The sequence below is a fragment of the Pseudomonas sp. HMWF021 genome (assembly GCF_003061005.1).
Classification (GTDB): Bacteria; Pseudomonadota; Gammaproteobacteria; order Pseudomonadales; family Pseudomonadaceae; genus Aquipseudomonas.
Map to the genome: position 1 here is coordinate 1 of NZ_QAIK01000087.1, position 16,605 is coordinate 16,605.

Consider the following 16,605-nt stretch of genomic DNA (forward strand, 5'->3'; position numbering starts at 1 on the left):
CTGCCACAGTACGTGCTGCAGGCGATCAACAAGCCAAGCAACGACTAAAAGCCCTGCAAAACCCTGTAGGAGCTGCCGCAGGCTGCGATCTTTTGACTTTGATTGTTAAAAAACAAGATCAAAAGATCGCAGCCTGCGGCAGCTCCTACAGTGGATATATTTTTTTTCATGTTCGTGCGCCGCAATCCTTTTGAACGATCAATCTCACCAAAAGTCGAGATAGATGTAAGCCCATTTGCGGGTTTGATCGAGGAGGCACCGATGCAAAAGTGGAAAGTCACTTTCGTGGACGATCATGGTGAAATTGTCGATGAGGTGTTCGAGCGCGCGGAATGCCCCAGCGACGACGAGGCTGCACGCCTGATCAAGGAACGGCTTCTGCCTGTGGCCGCCGAACTGGATCTGAACGATCTGGAAGGGCGCACCGCCGATGCCGGGGTGAAAAACCTGAAAACCCAGAACAGCATCGAAATCCGCAGCATCACTCCAATCTGAAAACTTCCTTTCATCCAAAGCAACCAGGCCTTGGCAGCGGCTCTATCTTGGGGCTACTCTGCAAGCGAGATCAGCGAACCAATCGCTAAGGTCTGGTCTTGTCAGCTACATGCTTGTTTCCCGCCGGCAACCCTGTTGCCGCTGTACTTCGGCCTGTAAGGCCCGGGGCGGGAATACGGAAAGTCTATCCATCTATCCGAGGGGGACGATTCATGAGCACAGCCTATCAAGAAGACATCAGCAGCAACGTGCTGCGCCGCATGAAAGAAGGCGGTTTCGACTTTTCCCGATTCCATCCCATCGAGTTCTACGCCATTTTCCCGGACGAGGAGCGGGCGCGCAGGGCGGCAGGCAAGTTTCGTGGTGAGTCCATCAATGCCCAGGTCAGTGCGCGCGACGATGGCGCCTGGTCGCTGGAATTGAGCAAAGTCATGTACGCAACCTATGACGACATTGGTGACTTCGAGCAGGGTTTCTCTGCCGTGGTCGAGCCGCTGGGCGGCATTATCGAGGGTTGGGGCGTGAAGCAGGAGGTGCGCAACCGCCATCGTCTGAACTGATCTCTGGTTTAGCTTTTTTAAAGTCAAAAGATCGCAGCCTTCGGCAGCTCCTACAGGTGATTGGTAGGAGCTGCCGGAGGCTGCGATCTTTTGCTTTTGCTTTCAAAACATTTCAGAAAGGCAAAAAAAAGCCACCGCTGAGGGTGGCTCAAAGGGAAGACCGATAAGGAGAGGAAACCGGTCAGGGTCACGGCCTGCGGGGACTGCACGGGCAGTCCGGATCAGTTGGGCTGCAGCCTTCCTGGTGGGAAGTTTGCAGCGGATGCGCGGATTATCCGCAGCCCGGCGCAAGCAGTGAAATCAACTCTGACTATGCTGGTGATAGGCGACAGCACTGCGTCGCAATGAGGCGGGGGCAATCAGCTTGGGGCATTTGTCGCACAGGAATGGTGCGGTGATTGCGGCGTGATTATCCAAGCGATTGAAATCAAAGCGTTTATGCCGATGGCACGGGCCTTGCGAAGGCCTGTAAGTCCGGGTGACAAGGAGTACGGCATGATCCGCACCTATTTTGATGAAATGTACGATGCCGGCGGCCAGATCCGCCCGCATTACCGGGAATTCGCCCGCTGGCTGGCGGACACGCCTGACGAGTTGCTGGCCCAACGGCGACGCGAGGCCGATCTGTTGTTCCACCGGGCCGGGATCACTTTCACGCTCTATGGGGACGAGCAGGGCACCGAGCGCCTGATTCCATTCGATACCATTCCGCGCAGCATTCCCGCCAGCGAGTGGCGGATCGTCGAGCGCGGCTGCATCCAGCGGGTCAAGGCGTTGAACATGTTTCTCGCCGATCTTTATCACGAGCAGCGCATCATCAAGGCCGGGATCATCCCCGCTGAACAGGTGCTGGCCAACGAGCAGTACCAGTTGGCGATGCAGGGCCTGGATCTGCATCGCGATATCTATTCGCACATTTCCGGTGTCGATCTGGTGCGCGATGGCGACGGCACCTACTACGTGCTCGAAGACAACCTGCGCACCCCGAGCGGCGTGAGCTACATGCTCGAAGACCGCAAGATGATGATGCGATTGTTCCCCGAACTGTTCGCTGCCCAGCGCATCGCGCCCATCGACCACTACCCGAACCTGTTGCTCGACACCCTGAAAAGCTCAAGCCCGATCGACGACCCGAGCGTGGTGGTGCTGACGCCGGGGCGCTTCAACAGTGCGTTCTTCGAACACGCTTTCCTGGCGCGGGAAATGGGCGTCGAACTGGTGGAGGGCGCCGACCTGTTCGTGCGTGACGACAAGGTCTACATGCGCACCACCGACGGGCCGAAAGCGGTGGATGTGATCTACCGCCGTCTCGATGACGCGTTCCTCGACCCGCTGGCGTTCCGCCCGGACTCGATGCTCGGTGTGCCGGGGCTGCTGTCGTCTTATCGCTCGGGCAACGTGGTGTTGGCCAATGCCATTGGCACCGGCGTGGCGGATGACAAGTCGGTGTACCCGTTTGTCACCGAGATGATCCGTTTCTACCTCGATGAAGAGCCGATCCTGAAGAACGTACCGACCTGGCAGTGCCGCAACCCCTCGGAGCTTTCCCACGTGCTGGCCAATCTTGCGGATCTGGTGGTCAAGGAAACCCAGGGTTCCGGCGGATACGGAATGCTGGTGGGGCCGGCCTCCACCACGGCGCAGATCGATGCGTTCCGCGAGCGGATCAAGGCCAAGCCCCATGCTTATATCGCGCAACCGACGCTGTCGCTGTCGACCTGTCCGACCTTTGTCGAAAACGGCATCGCGCCGCGCCATATCGACTTGCGTCCGTTTGTACTGTCTGGCCGCGAAACCCGGGTTGTGCCCGGCGGTTTGACCCGTGTCGCCCTGCGTGAAGGCTCTCTGGTGGTGAACTCCTCCCAGGGCGGCGGAACCAAGGACACCTGGGTGGTCGAGGATTGAAGGAAGCTTGCCATGTTAAGTAGAACTGCCTCGGATCTGTACTGGATGTCGCGTTACCTGGAGCGGGCGGAAAACCTCGCACGGATGCTCGATGTCAGTTATTCACTGTCGCTGATGCCGCAGGACGGTCGCGGCGACGGTCTGCACGAACTGGCCATGCCGCTGTTGATTACCGGCACCCTCGACGATTACCTGGAGCGTCACGGCGAACTGCATGCCGAACGCCTGTTGCATTTCTTCGCCCTCGATGCGGCCAATCCGGCGAGCATCTACAGCTGCCTCGGCGCCGCGCGAGCCAGTGCCCATGCGGTGCGCGGGCGCATTACCGCGGACATGTGGGAGAACATCAACGCCACCTGGCTGGAGATTCGCGGGATTGCCGAGCAAGGCCTCAGCCGTTACGGCATGAGCCGCTTCTGCGAGTGGATCAAGGAACGTTCGCACCTGTTCCGGGGCGCGTCCTACGGCACCATCATGCGTAACGATGCATTCCGCTTCATTCGCCTCGGCACCTTCATCGAACGTGCGGACAACACGCTGCGCCTGCTCGATGCGCGCTATGAAATGGCTGGCGATCAAGCTGAAGCCGTCAGTGACGGCACCGCCCACGCCTATTACCAGTGGAGTGCGTTGCTGCGGGCGCTGTCGTCATTCGAGGCCTACACCGAGATCTACCGCGACGCACCCGGCGCCCGGCATGTCGCCGAACTGCTGCTGTTGCGTGCCGATGTGCCGCGCTCGCTGCGCGCCTGCACCGAGGAAATCGACCAGATTCTCGCCCAGTTACCCGGCGCCAATGGCCGTCCTGCACAACGCCTCGCCGCCGAGATGGACGCCCGACTGCGTTACACCGGGATCAACGAAATCCTCGCCGAAGGCCTGCATGCCTGGCTCACCGAATTCATCCCGCTGGTGCGCCAGTTGGGCAACGCGATTCACAGTTCATACCTGGAGGCTGCATGAGACTTTCCATAAGCCACGAGACCACCTATCACTATGAAGATCAGGTGCGGGCGAGCATCCAGTATCTGCGCCTGACCCCGCACGACAGCGAGCGTCAGCACGTATTGAGCTGGCAACTCGACCTGCCGCGTCCGGTGCGCGCCCAGCTTGATCCGTTCGGCAACATCCTGCATGTGCTGACCATGGACGAACCCCATGAAGCGATCATCATCGGCGCCCGGGGACAGGTCGATATCGATGAGTTGCGCGAGGCCGAGCATGAGACTCAGTCGGCGCTGCCGTTCCTGCGTTTCACCCGCCTGACCGAGGCGGACGAAGCGCTACGGGCGTTTGCCGAAAAATCCTGCAAGCAGCGGCGTGACCGCACCGCACTGATTGACCTGATGCATGGCTTGAACCAGCACATGACCTACACGCCGGGCTCCACCGAAGTCGATACCAGTGCCGCCGAAGCTTTTGCCGGGCGTGCCGGGGTTTGTCAGGATCACACCCATGCCTTTCTGGCCTGCGCGCGCAGCCTGGGAATCCCGTCACGTTATGTGTCGGGTTATCTGTACAGCGAAGACGCCGAGCATCTGGCCAGTCATGCCTGGGCCGAAGCGTGGCTGGATGACGCGTGGTACAGCTTCGACGTGACCAACCAATTGGCTCGCCCGGAGCGCCATCTGAAACTGGCGGTGGGCCTGGATTATCTGGACGCCTGCCCGGTACGCGGCATGCGCCGGGGCGGCGGGAGCGAGCAGATGCATGCGAAAGTGTTCGTGTCGCCGACGCCAGTCATCTCCGTGCAACAACAGTAAACACCGCCCCTGTAGGAGCTGCGGCACGCTGCGATCTTTTGATTCTGTTTTTAAAAATCAAGGTCAAAAGATCGCAGCGTGCCGCAGCTCCTACAGGAGGTTGAGTTGAACAAGGGGTTTGTGAACGGATCAGGGCTTAACCTTGCGCCCAACCATGTGCTGCAAATAGCCGATCAGCAACTCCAAGTCCCCCTCCGGCAGCACATCCGCCGAAAACCCCGGCATCTTCGCCTGTGGCCACTGCCGCAAACTCTGCGGATCACGAATGTAGCGCTTGAGGAAATCCGCGCCGAAATACTCGGTCGGGTTATACGGAATGTTAAGGTCCGGCCCGAACTGCGCATCGCCCGCGCCGTTCAAGCGGTGACACGCCAGGCAGTTCTTCTGAAACAGAGCAAAACCCTGATTCACCGGGTCAGTCGCCTTGAGCTTGGGATCCGGCAACAGGGCAGGGAAGCGCTCGGCCACTGGCGCCATGCGCTTGATGCTCGCCACCTGGAATGGCCATTGTTCCGGGCTGATATTGCCGGCCTGCGGGTCGGTCCAGACCAGATAAAACGGCCCGGCACTGTGCTTGCCTTCGGACAGCGGCGGCCACGGCTGCGCCGGGTCCTCGATCGCCAGCCACGCCCGCGCGCCTTTTGTGTTGAGCAGCGGTGCAGCGGCCAGTTCGGCGGCAAAGCCATCCAGTGCCACCGCCTGCAAGTGATCGTCCGCTTTGATACCTGTGAGCAATGCCGCCACGGGCACTACTCGATAGGTCATGTCCTTCTTGTAGGACACATCGTTCTTGATCGTGAGGGTTTGCACCTGCGGATGCTTGAGCAATTCCGCGGTCTGCCAGGTGCGATGGGTTGTGCCCAGCTGTAATTCCAGCTGCGCGGCAGACAAGGGCATGCTCAGCAGCAAGGCCCAGAACACAATGAGCGTTTTCAAAAAATCGCCGTCCATGTCGTGCAAGTGCGCAAAGGTTGGCACAGCCACGCTGGCCCGGGTAGCGGGCCAGTCACATTTTCTTTGGCATTGAGATGCACCTGCCGCTTGAATCAGCCAATGACCTTGGTCAGGTTGGGCAAAATCAACAACAGCGTCGTGGCGAAAAGAATGAGTCCTGCTTGACGAACTTTCGGTTGTTTGAACATGGCTTGACCGCCTTTATTGTTATTTCCTGATGTCTGCCTGCATATCCATGACGGCAAACGCTGCACTTCCTGTTAGAGAACATCGGCCCCGGCAAAACCCGACGACCCTGACGTACAAGTACTACCTTAGAGCCCGCGTCACGCGCGGCTTAGATCCATTTCGTATGTATTTGCTGCTGGTTGCGATAAAAACGGCATGAGGCGTATTGCCAGCTTCTTTGCCGCCCGCTTGCTAGACAACTCGCCGACCTGAACCGGTTCACCTGAGGGTGAATGACCGTCCGTCTGAGCGTGCGCGTCAACGTGATTGAGCGCTGTGGTCATTGAATCCTCGACGGCGCGGGACAACAGTGACAGCACGAAATTCACTCACCGCACAGGTTCGAGGACGTCATGACCCAAGCTTTGATTTTCGATGCGCTACGCACGCCCCGTGGCAAAGGCAAGGCCGATGGCGCGCTGCACAGCGTCAAACCGGTGAATCTGGTTGCCGGGTTGCTGACCGCACTGCAAAGCCGTACCGCGCTGGACACCAGTCAGGTCGATGACGTGGTGCTTGGTTGCGTCACGCCGATCGGCGATCAAGGCTCGGACATCGCCAAGACCGCGGTGCAGGTGGCCGACTGGGATGTCAGCGTCGCCGGCGTGCAGATCAACCGCTTCTGCGCCTCGGGTCTGGAAGCGGTCAACCTCGGCGCGATGAAGGTGCGCTCGGGCTTCGAGGATCTGGTGGTGGTCGGTGGTGTCGAGTCGATGTCACGGGTGCCAATGGGCAGTGACGGCGGCGCCTGGGCGCTGGACCCGCAGACCAACCTGCACAGCCACTTCACCCCGCAGGGTGTGGGCGCGGATCTGATCGCCACCCTTGAAGGCTTCAGCCGCCACGACGTCGATGCCTACGCATTGCACTCGCAACACAAGGCTGCGCGGGCGCGGGCCGACGGTTCGTTCAACAAGTCACTGGTGCCGGTGCAGGATCAGAACGGCATCATCCTGCTCGACCACGACGAATTCATTCGCGCCGAGTCGACGATGGAAGGTCTCGGCAAACTCAAGCCGAGCTTCGAGATGATCGGTCAGATGGGCTTCGACGCCACCGCGCTGCGGGTCTACAGCCACGTCGAGCGTATCAACCACGTGCACACGCCGGGCAACAGCTCCGGGATCGTCGACGGTGCGGCGCTGATGTTGATCGGTTCCGAAGCCAAGGGTCGGGCACTGGGCCTGCAGCCGCGGGCGCGCATCGTCGCCACAGCGGTGACCAGCACTGATCCGACCATCATGCTCACCGGCCCGACGCCGGCCACCCGCAAGGCTTTGGCCAAGGCCGGTTTGCGCGTGGAAGACATCGACCTGTTCGAGGTCAACGAGGCGTTTGCCTCGGTGGTGCTCAAGTTCATCAAGGACATGGCAGTCGACCCGGACAAAGTCAACGTCAACGGCGGCTCCATCGCCATGGGCCACCCGCTGGGCGCCACCGGTTGCGCGATCCTCGGCACGTTGCTCGATGAACTGGAAGCCCGGCGCCTGCGCTACGGCCTGGCGACGCTGTGCGTTGGCGGCGGCATGGGCATCGCCACCATCATCGAACGCCTCTGAACACCGAATTCAAGGAACCTTGTTATGAGCCAAGCCATTCGTTACGAAAAAGGCCAGGACGGCATCGTCGTGCTGACCATCGACATGCCGGGCCAGAGCGCCAACACCATGAACGCCGTGTACCGCGAGGCCATGGGTGCCTGCGTCGCGCGGCTGGTGGCAGAAAAGGACAGCATCGCCGGGGTCATTGTCACGTCGGCGAAGAAAACCTTTTTTGCCGGCGGCGACCTCAATGAGCTGATCAAGGTCGGCAAGCCCGAAGCCAAAGCCTTTTACGACATGGTGCTGAACCTCAAAGCGCAATTGCGCACCCTGGAAACCCTCGGCAAACCGGTGGTCGCCGCCATCAACGGCGCCGCGCTTGGCGGTGGTTGGGAAATCTGCCTGGCCTGCCATCACCGGGTGGCGCTGGACGATGCGGCGGTGCAACTCGGTCTGCCGGAAGTGACGCTGGGCCTGCTGCCGGGCGGTGGCGGGGTGGTGCGCATGGTGCGCATGCTCGGTATCGAAAAAGCCTTGCCGTACTTGCTTGAAGGCAAAAAAGTGCGTCCGCAACAGGCATTGCAGGCCGGTCTGATCGATGAGCTGGCGGCGGATCGTGACGAGTTGCTGGTCAAGGCGCGCGCCTGGATTGTCGCCAACCCGAGCGCCGTGCAGCGCTGGGATGTGAAGGGCTATCAGATCCCCGGTGGCACCCCGTCGAATCCGAAAGTTGCGCAGATGCTGGCGATTGCGCCGTCGATTTTGCGAGCAAAGACTCAGGGCACGCTGCCCGCACCGGAGAAAATCCTCTGCGCGGTGGTGGAGGGCGCGCAGGTCGATTTCGACACCGCGCACCTGATTGAGACGCGCTACTTCACTGAACTGACCACCGGGCAGATATCGAAAAACCTGATCGGCACCTTCTGGTTCCAGCTCAACGAAATCAATGCCGGCGGTTCGCGCCCGCAGGGCTTTGCGCCCTATGTCACGCGCAAGGTCGGCGTGCTTGGCGCGGGCATGATGGGCGCCGGGATCGCTTTCGTCAGCGCTTCGGCCGGCATCGACGTGGTGCTCAAGGACATCAATCTGGCGGCGGCCGAGAAGGGCAAGGCGCATTCGGCGGCATTGCTGGACAAGAAGGTTGCCCGCGGGCAGATGGATGCTTCAAAGCGTGACGCTGTGCTGGCGCGGATTCACGCCACTGAAGATGATGCGGATCTGGCGGGTTGTGATCTGATCATCGAGGCGGTGTTTGAGGATCGTGAACTCAAGGCCAGGGTCTCGTCGGCCGCGCAAAAGATTGTTGGCCCTGACGCGGTGATTGCCTCCAACACGTCGACCTTGCCGATCACCGGCCTGGCAACGGCAGTGCCGGATCAAAGCAAGTTCATCGGTCTGCATTTCTTCAGCCCGGTGGACAAAATGCCGCTGGTGGAAATCATCAAAGGCGCGCAGACCAGTGCTGAAACCCTGGCGCGCGGTTTCGACTTCGTTCTGCAAATCAAGAAAACCCCGATTGTGGTCAACGACAGTCGCGGCTTCTTTACCTCGCGGGTGTTCGGCACGTTTACCAATGAAGGCATCGCCATGCTCGGCGAGGGCGTGAGCGCGCCGATGATCGAGACCGAAGCGCGCAAGGCCGGGATGCCGGTCGGGCCGCTGGCGATCTCCGACGAAGTTTCCCTCAGCCTGATGAGCCATATCCGCCAGCAAACGGCCAAAGACCTGCAAGCGGAAGGGAAACCGCTGACAGACCATCCTGCGTTCGCTGTGATTGACTTGCTGCTCAACGAATACAAGCGTCCGGGCAAAGCCGCTGGCGGTGGTTTCTATGATTACCCGGTCGGCGCTCAGAAACACCTGTGGCCGGAGTTGAAAGCGCGCTTCGAAAAGGCTGACGGGCAGATTTCGCCGAAGGATGTGCGTGATCGTCTGTTGTTCGTGCAGGCCCTGGAAACCGTGCGCTGTGTGGAGGAGGGCGTGTTGACCTCGACGGCGGATGCCAACGTAGGCTCGATCTTCGGCATCGGTTTTGCGCCGTGGACCGGAGGGGCGCTGCAGTTCATCAACCAGTACGGCGTTCAGGACTTCGTCGCACGCGCGCAGTACCTGGCCGAGCAGTACGGCGAGCGCTTTGCCCCGCCGGCGCTGCTGCTGGAAAAAGCCGCGAAAGGCGAGCTGTTTTAAGTGATCGGCTGAACGCTGCGGGGCTTGCCTTGCCAGGGTGTTTCAAGGCAGGCTCTGGGGTGTTCATTATTCCCATCACGTGTCAGGTATTTTTTATGTCGCTACGCATCTGCATTCTGGAAACCGACATCCTGCGTCCGGAACTGGTCGATCAATATCAGGGTTACGGGCAGATGTTCCAGCGCCTGTTCTCGCAGCAACCGATTGCCGCCGAGTTCACCGTGTACAACGTGATGCAGGGCGAATACCCCAGCGACGACCAGACTTTCGACGCGTACCTGATCACCGGCAGCAAAGCCGATTCGTTCGGCACGGACCCGTGGATCCAGACCCTCAAGCAATACCTGCTGACCCGCTACGAGCGCGGCGACAAGCTGCTCGGCGTGTGCTTCGGCCATCAATTGCTGGCGCTGCTGTTGGGCGGTAAGAGCGAGCGCGCCACCCAGGGCTGGGGCGTCGGCACCCACAACTACAAACTGGCGGCCAAGGCGCCGTGGATGAGCCCGGTGCGGGAAGAGCTGACGCTGCTGATCAGCCATCAGGACCAGGTCACGGCGCTGCCGGAAAATGCCACGGTCATTGCTTCCAGCGATTTCTGTCCGTTTGCCGCGTATCACATCAACGATCAGGTGCTGTGCTTCCAGGGCCACCCGGAATTCATTCACGATTATTCCCGCGCGCTGCTGGATCTGCGTCAGGAGGCGCTGGGTACGCAGATCTACTCGAAGGGCGTCGCCAGCCTGGAGCAGGAGCACCATGGCACTACGGTTGCGGAGTGGATGATGCGGTTTGTGGCGCACAAGCCAGAAGCTGCCTGATCGCAGATCAAAAGATCGCAGTCTGCGGCAGCTCCTACACGGAATGGCATCTGTAGGAGCTGCCGCAGGCTGCGATCTTTTGCTTCCCTACAACCACCCCGACCTCTTGAAACTCGCCCACAAACTCACACACCCCACCGTAATGAACCCCAAGACGGCGAAATAGCCGTAATGCCAGCTCAGCTCCGGCATGTTCTGGAAGTTCATCCCGTAAATCCCCGCCACCGCTGTCGGAAACGCCAGAATCGCCGCCCACGCGGCAAACTTGCGCTGCACCACGCTCTGCCGTGACGCCTCAAGCAGTACGCCGATTTCGATGGTCTGGCTGGCGATGTCCGCCAGTGTGGTGAGGTCTTCCATCTGCCGGGTGACGTGAATCTGCACATCACGGAAGTACGGGCGCATGTTCTTGTCGATGAACGGGAAGCTCAGTTTCTGCAGCTCCTCACCGATCTCCACCATGGGTGCTGCATAACGGCGCAGACGCAGGACGTCACGCCGCAGGCCGTGGAGTTTCTGGATGTCATGCTCATTCAATGCACTGCACAGCACGTTGCGCTCCAGTTCATCGATCTCGGCATGAATCGCTTCACCCACCGGCTGGTAGTTTTCGATCACGAAATCAAGAATCGCATACAGTACGAAATCTTCCCCATGCTCCAGCAACAGCGGTCGCGCCTCACAGCGTTGGCGGACATGCGCGTAGGACGCCGAGTGACCATTGCGGGCGGTGATGATGTAGCCCTTGCCGGCGAAGATATGCGTTTCGATGAACTGCAAAATCCCGTGCTCGCGGATCGGCGAGTAGGTGACGATAAACAAAGCGTCGCCAAAGGTTTCCAGCTTCGGTCGGCTGTGTTTCTCCAGGGCGTCTTCGATGGCCAGCTCATGCAGGTTGAACTGGCGTTGCAGTTTGGCCAGCTCCTGAGCGTCCGGCTCTTCCAGGCCGATCCAGACAAAGTGCCCGGTTTTTGCGGCCCAGGCGGCGCCCTCATCGAGGGTAATATTGGTGACTTTCTTACCAGCGCTGTAAACCGCAGCAGCAACAACTCGACCCATGGTGGTGGTTCACTTCTTCTTGGCAGATGGCAGGGAGTACAAGGCTTCAGCTTAGCCGTGTCGCTGCTTGAGAGTCAGTGAAATCTGTACAGTTCAGCCGGCAAAAGAAAACCCGCACAAGGCGGGTTTTCTTTTCACGCAGCTTGCAGCTGCTGGTCCATGGCGGCAATGCATTCGCGCATCTGTTCGCGGCACTGGGACATGAGCATGGGCATGTCATCCATGGTCAGTCCTGCTGTAGGAATCGCCGGCAGCGAGCGTATGAGGATTTTCCCACTGCGCCAGCGATTCAGGCGCATGTGCTTGATGTAGCTGCTGACGCAGACCGGCACGATCGGCACGCCTGCAGCAATCGCCATCTGGAACGCGCCTTTTTTGAATGGCAGGAGTTCTTCACCCAGGTTGCGTGTGCCTTCGGGGAATACCCAGATCGAAGTGTCTTCGTGTTGCAAGGTGTGGGTGGTGGTGAGCATCGACTTGCGTGCCTTGTGCGCATTCCCGCGATCGATCAACACGTTGCCCGCGAGCCAGAACAGTTGCCCGAACAGCGGCACCCATTTAAGGCTCTTCTTGCCGATGCATACGGTACGTCGGGGCACCACGTTGCCGAACACGAACAGGTCGTAGTTGGACTGATGATTGGCGACGATCACGCAACTGGCGGGCTTGTTCATCAACGGGCCGACGTCTGCCTTCACCCGCAATCGCAGAATGCACATCGCCGGAAGCGCGTAGAGGCGGGCACAGAGGCGGCTGTTGTCCGGGTTGAACGGCCGGCACAGACCGAGGATCACTCCCAGTACACCGGCCAGGATAAAGTGCAGGCTCATCAATAACATACGAAACACGAACAGCATTTTCAGGCCCACCGGGACAAAAGGTGGCGCAGTGTACGGATGTGCACTGTTTTCGGCAATTGCTGCTATAGAGTCCGGAGATAGGCGATGTTTAAGCGCATGTTTCCGATTTGACCGTCAGACACGTCCTAGAGCGGTCGAGGGTTATCTAACCGAGCGCGTAAGAAAAAGCCCGACACGACGGTCGGGCTTTTCTTCGGCTCGCAAAGCAAGGGCTCAGCCCAGATGCTCCTGATCCTGGATGATCGCGTTGTCCAGGGCTTCAAGCAGCGCCTTGCGCACTTTGAGTTTGGTGTTCTTGTGCGCGTTCATGTTGATCTTCTTCAACTGACGCGCAGCCGCCAGGGCTGCGCCTTGCAGCTCTTCGGCCGCCACCACCTTGTCGAGGAAACCGGCGTCCACCGCGCTCTTGGGGTCAAACATCTCGCCGTTGATCACCGAACGGTGGAACGCCGAACGACGCAGGCGATCACGGGCCAGCTCAATGCCGGCGTGGTGCATGGTCATGCCGATCTGCACTTCGTTCAGACCGATGCTGAACGGGCCCTCAACGCCAATACGGTAATCGGCAGACAACAGCAGGAACGCGCCTTTGGCCACGGCATGACCAGGGCAGGCAACGATCACCGGGAAGGGATGGGAAAGCAGGCGACGGGCGAGGGTCGAACCCGCAGTCACCAGTGCCACGGCTTCTTTAGGGCCAGCGGTCATCACCTTCAGGTCATAGCCACCGGACAGAATCCCCGGCTGACCGGTAATGATCACGATGGCACGATCAGTCACCGCCTGATCCAGCGCCGCGTTGAACGCCGCAATCACGTCTGGGGAAATGGCATTGACCTTGCCGTTGTTCAAGGTCAGGGTCGCGATACCGTCTTCGAGGTGGTAGGCAATCAACTCACTCATGACGCTATTCCTTGTAAGAAAGATGGGCAGACGTTACCCACCACCGCAGGTCAGGTAAAGCACTGTGACTGACTCGCCGGTCACCGTTTCCCGGCCCACCCGGCGTAGCGCGCCATTCTGCTTCTATATAGAAGCGTGGCCGGCACCAGAGATTGGCCGGTTTGCCATCGCCCGTTTGCGGGCAAAACGTGTTTTTCTCTTAACCGCATGAAAATTCTGAAAAAAAGTTTGCCATCAGAAAAGCTTTCGACTACATTAGCGCGCCTCGACAGACAGAACATGTTTGAAGAGATACGGTGAAGTGTCCGAGTGGCTTAAGGAGCACGCCTGGAAAGTGTGTATACAGGAAACTGTATCGAGAGTTCGAATCTCTCCTTCACCGCCAAATTTAGTAAACGCAAACCCCTGATTTTCCTAGAGAAATTCGGGGGTTTGTGGTTTTTGGCATCCATAAAATGGCCGTATGGGACAGATCTGGGACAGATGGGTAATTTTTGATCTCAAATCACGCCTAAGTGACGGCTGTTGAACGACCGCAACTGGTAGGAGTCGCGCCGACAGGCGGCAATCGACCGAGGCCGTGTATAAATGTCGTAGAGCCGTTGGACGGTTAGAATCAGAACGAAACTCGCGTTCATCTGCTAATTTCAGGTCCGATGATCAACCAGTCATGGCAAATTTTACGTAATGGCGCTGACTTCAAGCGGTGCCTTCGTTCCTACACCATCTGGGTCAGTTGCTGCCCTTTGCGACGGGCAGTGAGTCGGACAAAGAACGAATGGCGGAGAAGCACCTACGTTGTAAACCAGCGACTAGTGCTTCATGATTGGCAAACTTAGAATTTTTTTCAGCTTGCACTGAACCCGATTTGCGGATTGTGCCTCGCTCAATTACTAACATGGAGTTATCGTTTGATTAAGGACCATTTGTCTACCGTCGCTCTTGTAGTGGGTTTGGCTCTATCGGCTTTCAGTCTGAAACAGTTAATATCAGCGCCAGCAATCGATTTAACCGCTACTGTAGAATCGAGTACTTACAAGTCACATCCAAGTATTCAAGCTTATATCGATGGGGCGCTAAAGGATGTTTCGGAAATTGAGGCTGATTTAGAAAAAGAAGAGATAATAAAGGATCGAGGATTTTCGACTTCCCAGATTTTGGTAGTAGCAAATTTACTCAGGAAGCAAGCGTATAATACAAAGTATAGCTTCAATAATGACGCGAGCACCTTTCTCCTTTATAAGATAGAAAATACAGGCGACAAAGCTGCAACCAACGTAGGCCTTGTAAATTCTCTTGACGGTGTGGCCTTGATTGAAGGTACAGCCAAATCCATAAGAATTAGTGGTAAAGAGCCAATTGTGCTGGGAGAAATACCGCCTAGGTCTACGAAGGTAGTATATTTCTGGACTTCAGATTATTTTTATTCTCGGGGCTCTAACTCTTTCGTAAAGTATTCAGACGGAACTATTGATGTTGATGCGAAGGTTTCTCTTGGTGGGGTATACAGACATTTTGATGAATACGGAATAATTTATCAATTTGCAATATTCACTGTTTTGTTGTTTTTATCGATTTTTTTATTCGAAAGATATTATAATAAAACACCCAGCACTCCCGCTGTGCAAGAACAAGCTAAACCCAAGCGTAGAAGACGACGCGTTAGAAGAAAGTCTACTCCTGATACACAGCCAAAAAATTGAAACGGTCCGAGTACCCTGGAAGCAGTGCAGGGATGTCCGCTTTCGCCCTATGCGGTTCTTGACGACGGGTGATGGACGGGAGCATTCGTTCAATCGTCCCCAAGAAGAGGCCCACTTCGGTGGGCTTTTTTGTGCCTGCTGAACTCTAGATAGGTATGCGCTGGACTACCATCATCCCATGCGTCGTTTTACGCGCAGCTCGGCATTTAAGTGAAAGGAGATTCACTCAATGACTAAATCCACATCGCTACGCCCTGATGTTCGCTATCAAGCCGTAAACCGTCGCACGGGGACACCTGTAGACGGCTATTTCCTCAATGATAGTTACTATATCCGTGATCATGAACTCGGCCGCATTGAGGGCACGACCTTTCTTTACTTCGGCGGAACCAGTCGTGATGGAGTTATAGAGCCTACTTTTCCCAACGGTATCGGCGGCACGATTGAGGGTGTTACGTTGACTTTGGCCGATGGTGTTTACGACCTTGAGCCAATAACTAGCGATGCGTAAAGGCATTAGGGAGAGAGGCTTCGCGCCATAGTCGGTGGCCGCGGGGACAAAGGAGGGGCGGCGATTCGTCTGGGCGCCGCCTGCTGGCGCTGCGCACTGGGGCAACTCTAAGCGAGGTGGGCCACCTTACCGATAGTGTGGGCATCACCGGACTCAGTGCGAAGCTGTAGCTGGCGCGAGTTTCAAGGCCATTTGCAGCATGCCCACCACGTCCGGTCGTCTTCATTGATCCACGTTCCGTAATGTTGGCGGATCATGTTGCCGTTGGTATGTCCCATCTGTTCGGCTATCCAATCGATCGACGCCACGCCGGTGGTCAGCAACTGACTGGCGTACGTGTGCCGGCATTGACCAGGTCCGCGATAACGAACACCGGCCGCGAGCAAGTGTGCTTTAAAGAAGCGGTCGCGGACCACGAAGTCGTTGGCGTGCGGTAGGCCGCTTTTGCTGTTCAGGAACACGAAATGCAGTTTGTGCTGGCGCACCGTCTTATTGTCACGCTCGACGACCTCCACAGTTTCCGCTCGGCGTCGGCGGGACAGCGCATCGATCTTTTTGAGTGCCTCCCACGCCGGTGCCAGCAGGCGCACGCGGCGCGTTGATCGGCGGGTTTTGGTCACCCGGTACACCTGGCGCACGTTGCTGATGATGTCGCGGATGGTCTTGTTCTTCAGGGTCTTCGACAGCGTGCCCTGTATCCATTCCTGGAGGTCCAGATGATCGATCTGGTTGATCAGGGCCTTGCCCCAGCGCGGCCGCACATGCACCTCGGCCTTGTTGGCATAGCCCCGGTAGCTCGACGCGGCGACGCTGTTGGCCTTGATCTTCAACCACAGGTCCAGGTAGTGACCGAAGGTATTTTCGGCCAATTTCGCTGAGTTGGGGAAGTGCCGCGCGTAATCCAAGGTGCCTGCTTGGATTTCGTATTCAATAATTTCGACTAGGCGACTGGCCTGGACCACGGTGGCCGGTGTGTTGCCTCCCGGGATGGCTTCGCGGCATTTCTCCCCGTTGTATTGAAAATAGATTCTCACGGAATTGCCGCGAGCTTCGACGCCACTCACTTAAACCCCTAACGCTGTACTCGTGTATTGACAGTCTGACGATCGGAAAAAAAA

The 16,605-nt window shown here is 58.0% G+C and carries 15 protein-coding genes, 1 tRNA gene and 1 pseudogene; 12 read left to right on the plus strand and 5 right to left on the minus strand.

The genetic code is table 11. The annotated features are described in order from the left end of the window. From DBR18_RS28240 to DBR18_RS11850, 6 genes are all read left to right on the plus strand, one after another. The coding region (locus tag DBR18_RS28240) for a hypothetical protein (protein WP_158275047.1) at positions 1–194 on the plus strand (194 nt) is incomplete at its 5' end. Positions 195–261: 67 nt separating this feature from the next. Then, entirely contained in the window at positions 262–495 is a 234-nt protein-coding gene (locus DBR18_RS11830) for a hypothetical protein (protein WP_103303809.1), read from the plus strand. Positions 496–707: 212 nt separating this feature from the next. After that, positions 708–1,055 (plus strand): ribonuclease E inhibitor RraB, encoded by a 348-nt coding sequence (locus tag DBR18_RS11835; protein WP_007960698.1) that lies wholly within the window; start codon positions 708–710, stop codon positions 1,053–1,055. Between the two features lie 495 nt (positions 1,056–1,550). Beyond that, a complete protein-coding gene (locus DBR18_RS11840; protein ID WP_108590448.1) occupies positions 1,551–2,960 on the plus strand; it encodes a circularly permuted type 2 ATP-grasp protein in 1,410 nt (469 codons plus the stop codon). Between the two features lie 12 nt (positions 2,961–2,972). Beyond that, on the plus strand, positions 2,973–3,923 hold the full coding sequence (locus DBR18_RS11845) for an alpha-E domain-containing protein (RefSeq protein WP_007960702.1): 951 nt from the start codon (positions 2,973–2,975) through the stop codon (positions 3,921–3,923). Further along, positions 3,920–4,723 carry a transglutaminase family protein gene (locus DBR18_RS11850; RefSeq protein ID WP_108590449.1) on the plus strand — a complete coding sequence of 268 codons (804 nt, stop codon included), beginning with the start codon at positions 3,920–3,922 and terminating at the stop codon, positions 4,721–4,723. The genes DBR18_RS11845 and DBR18_RS11850 overlap by 4 nt, the downstream gene beginning before the upstream one ends. A 129-nt stretch (positions 4,724–4,852) precedes the next feature. Here DBR18_RS11850 and DBR18_RS11855 read toward each other — a convergent pair whose 3' ends face one another. Further along, a complete protein-coding gene (locus tag DBR18_RS11855; RefSeq protein ID WP_108590456.1) occupies positions 4,853–5,674 on the minus strand; it encodes a cytochrome c in 822 nt (273 codons plus the stop codon). 584 nt (positions 5,675–6,258) lie between these two features. Between DBR18_RS11855 and DBR18_RS11860 the strand changes: the two genes are divergently transcribed. From DBR18_RS11860 to DBR18_RS11870, 3 genes are all read left to right on the plus strand, one after another. After that, positions 6,259–7,464, plus strand: coding sequence for an acetyl-CoA C-acetyltransferase (locus DBR18_RS11860; protein ID WP_108590450.1), 1,206 nt, complete (start codon positions 6,259–6,261; stop codon positions 7,462–7,464). A gap of 24 nt (positions 7,465–7,488) precedes the next feature. Beyond that, positions 7,489–9,633 (plus strand): 3-hydroxyacyl-CoA dehydrogenase NAD-binding domain-containing protein, encoded by a 2,145-nt coding sequence (locus DBR18_RS11865; RefSeq protein WP_108590451.1) that lies wholly within the window; start codon positions 7,489–7,491, stop codon positions 9,631–9,633. A gap of 95 nt (positions 9,634–9,728) precedes the next feature. Then, positions 9,729–10,451: an amidotransferase gene (locus tag DBR18_RS11870; protein WP_108590452.1), complete on the plus strand. Its 723-nt coding sequence runs from the start codon at positions 9,729–9,731 to the stop codon at positions 10,449–10,451. A gap of 87 nt (positions 10,452–10,538) precedes the next feature. On the opposite strand, the gene DBR18_RS11875 is transcribed toward DBR18_RS11870, so the two are convergent. From DBR18_RS11875 to DBR18_RS11885, 3 genes are all read right to left on the minus strand, one after another. Beyond that, a complete protein-coding gene (locus DBR18_RS11875) occupies positions 10,539–11,510 on the minus strand; it encodes a magnesium and cobalt transport protein CorA (RefSeq protein WP_007960718.1) in 972 nt (323 codons plus the stop codon). 134 nt (positions 11,511–11,644) lie between these two features. After that, a complete protein-coding gene (locus tag DBR18_RS11880) occupies positions 11,645–12,367 on the minus strand; it encodes a 1-acylglycerol-3-phosphate O-acyltransferase (RefSeq protein ID WP_108590453.1) in 723 nt (240 codons plus the stop codon). A gap of 216 nt (positions 12,368–12,583) precedes the next feature. Beyond that, complete coding sequence (locus DBR18_RS11885; RefSeq protein WP_108590454.1) at positions 12,584–13,273, minus strand: crotonase/enoyl-CoA hydratase family protein; 690 nt, start codon at positions 13,271–13,273, stop codon at positions 12,584–12,586. Positions 13,274–13,568: 295 nt separating this feature from the next. Between DBR18_RS11885 and DBR18_RS11890 the strand changes: the two genes are divergently transcribed. The 3 genes from DBR18_RS11890 (at position 13,569) to DBR18_RS28120 (ending at position 15,487) form a co-directional block, all read left to right on the plus strand. Then, positions 13,569–13,658: transfer RNA gene (locus DBR18_RS11890), tRNA-Ser, on the plus strand. Between the two features lie 526 nt (positions 13,659–14,184). After that, positions 14,185–14,976 carry a hypothetical protein gene (locus tag DBR18_RS28115; protein WP_146188755.1) on the plus strand — a complete coding sequence of 264 codons (792 nt, stop codon included), beginning with the start codon at positions 14,185–14,187 and terminating at the stop codon, positions 14,974–14,976. Positions 14,977–15,205: 229 nt separating this feature from the next. Then, complete coding sequence (locus tag DBR18_RS28120; protein ID WP_146188756.1) at positions 15,206–15,487, plus strand: hypothetical protein; 282 nt, start codon at positions 15,206–15,208, stop codon at positions 15,485–15,487. A 153-nt stretch (positions 15,488–15,640) separates the two neighbouring features. On the opposite strand, the pseudogene DBR18_RS11900 reads toward DBR18_RS28120, so the two are convergent. Then, positions 15,641–16,551 (minus strand): annotated as a pseudogene (locus tag DBR18_RS11900) (Arm DNA-binding domain-containing protein). Positions 16,552–16,605: the final 54 nt, after the last annotated feature.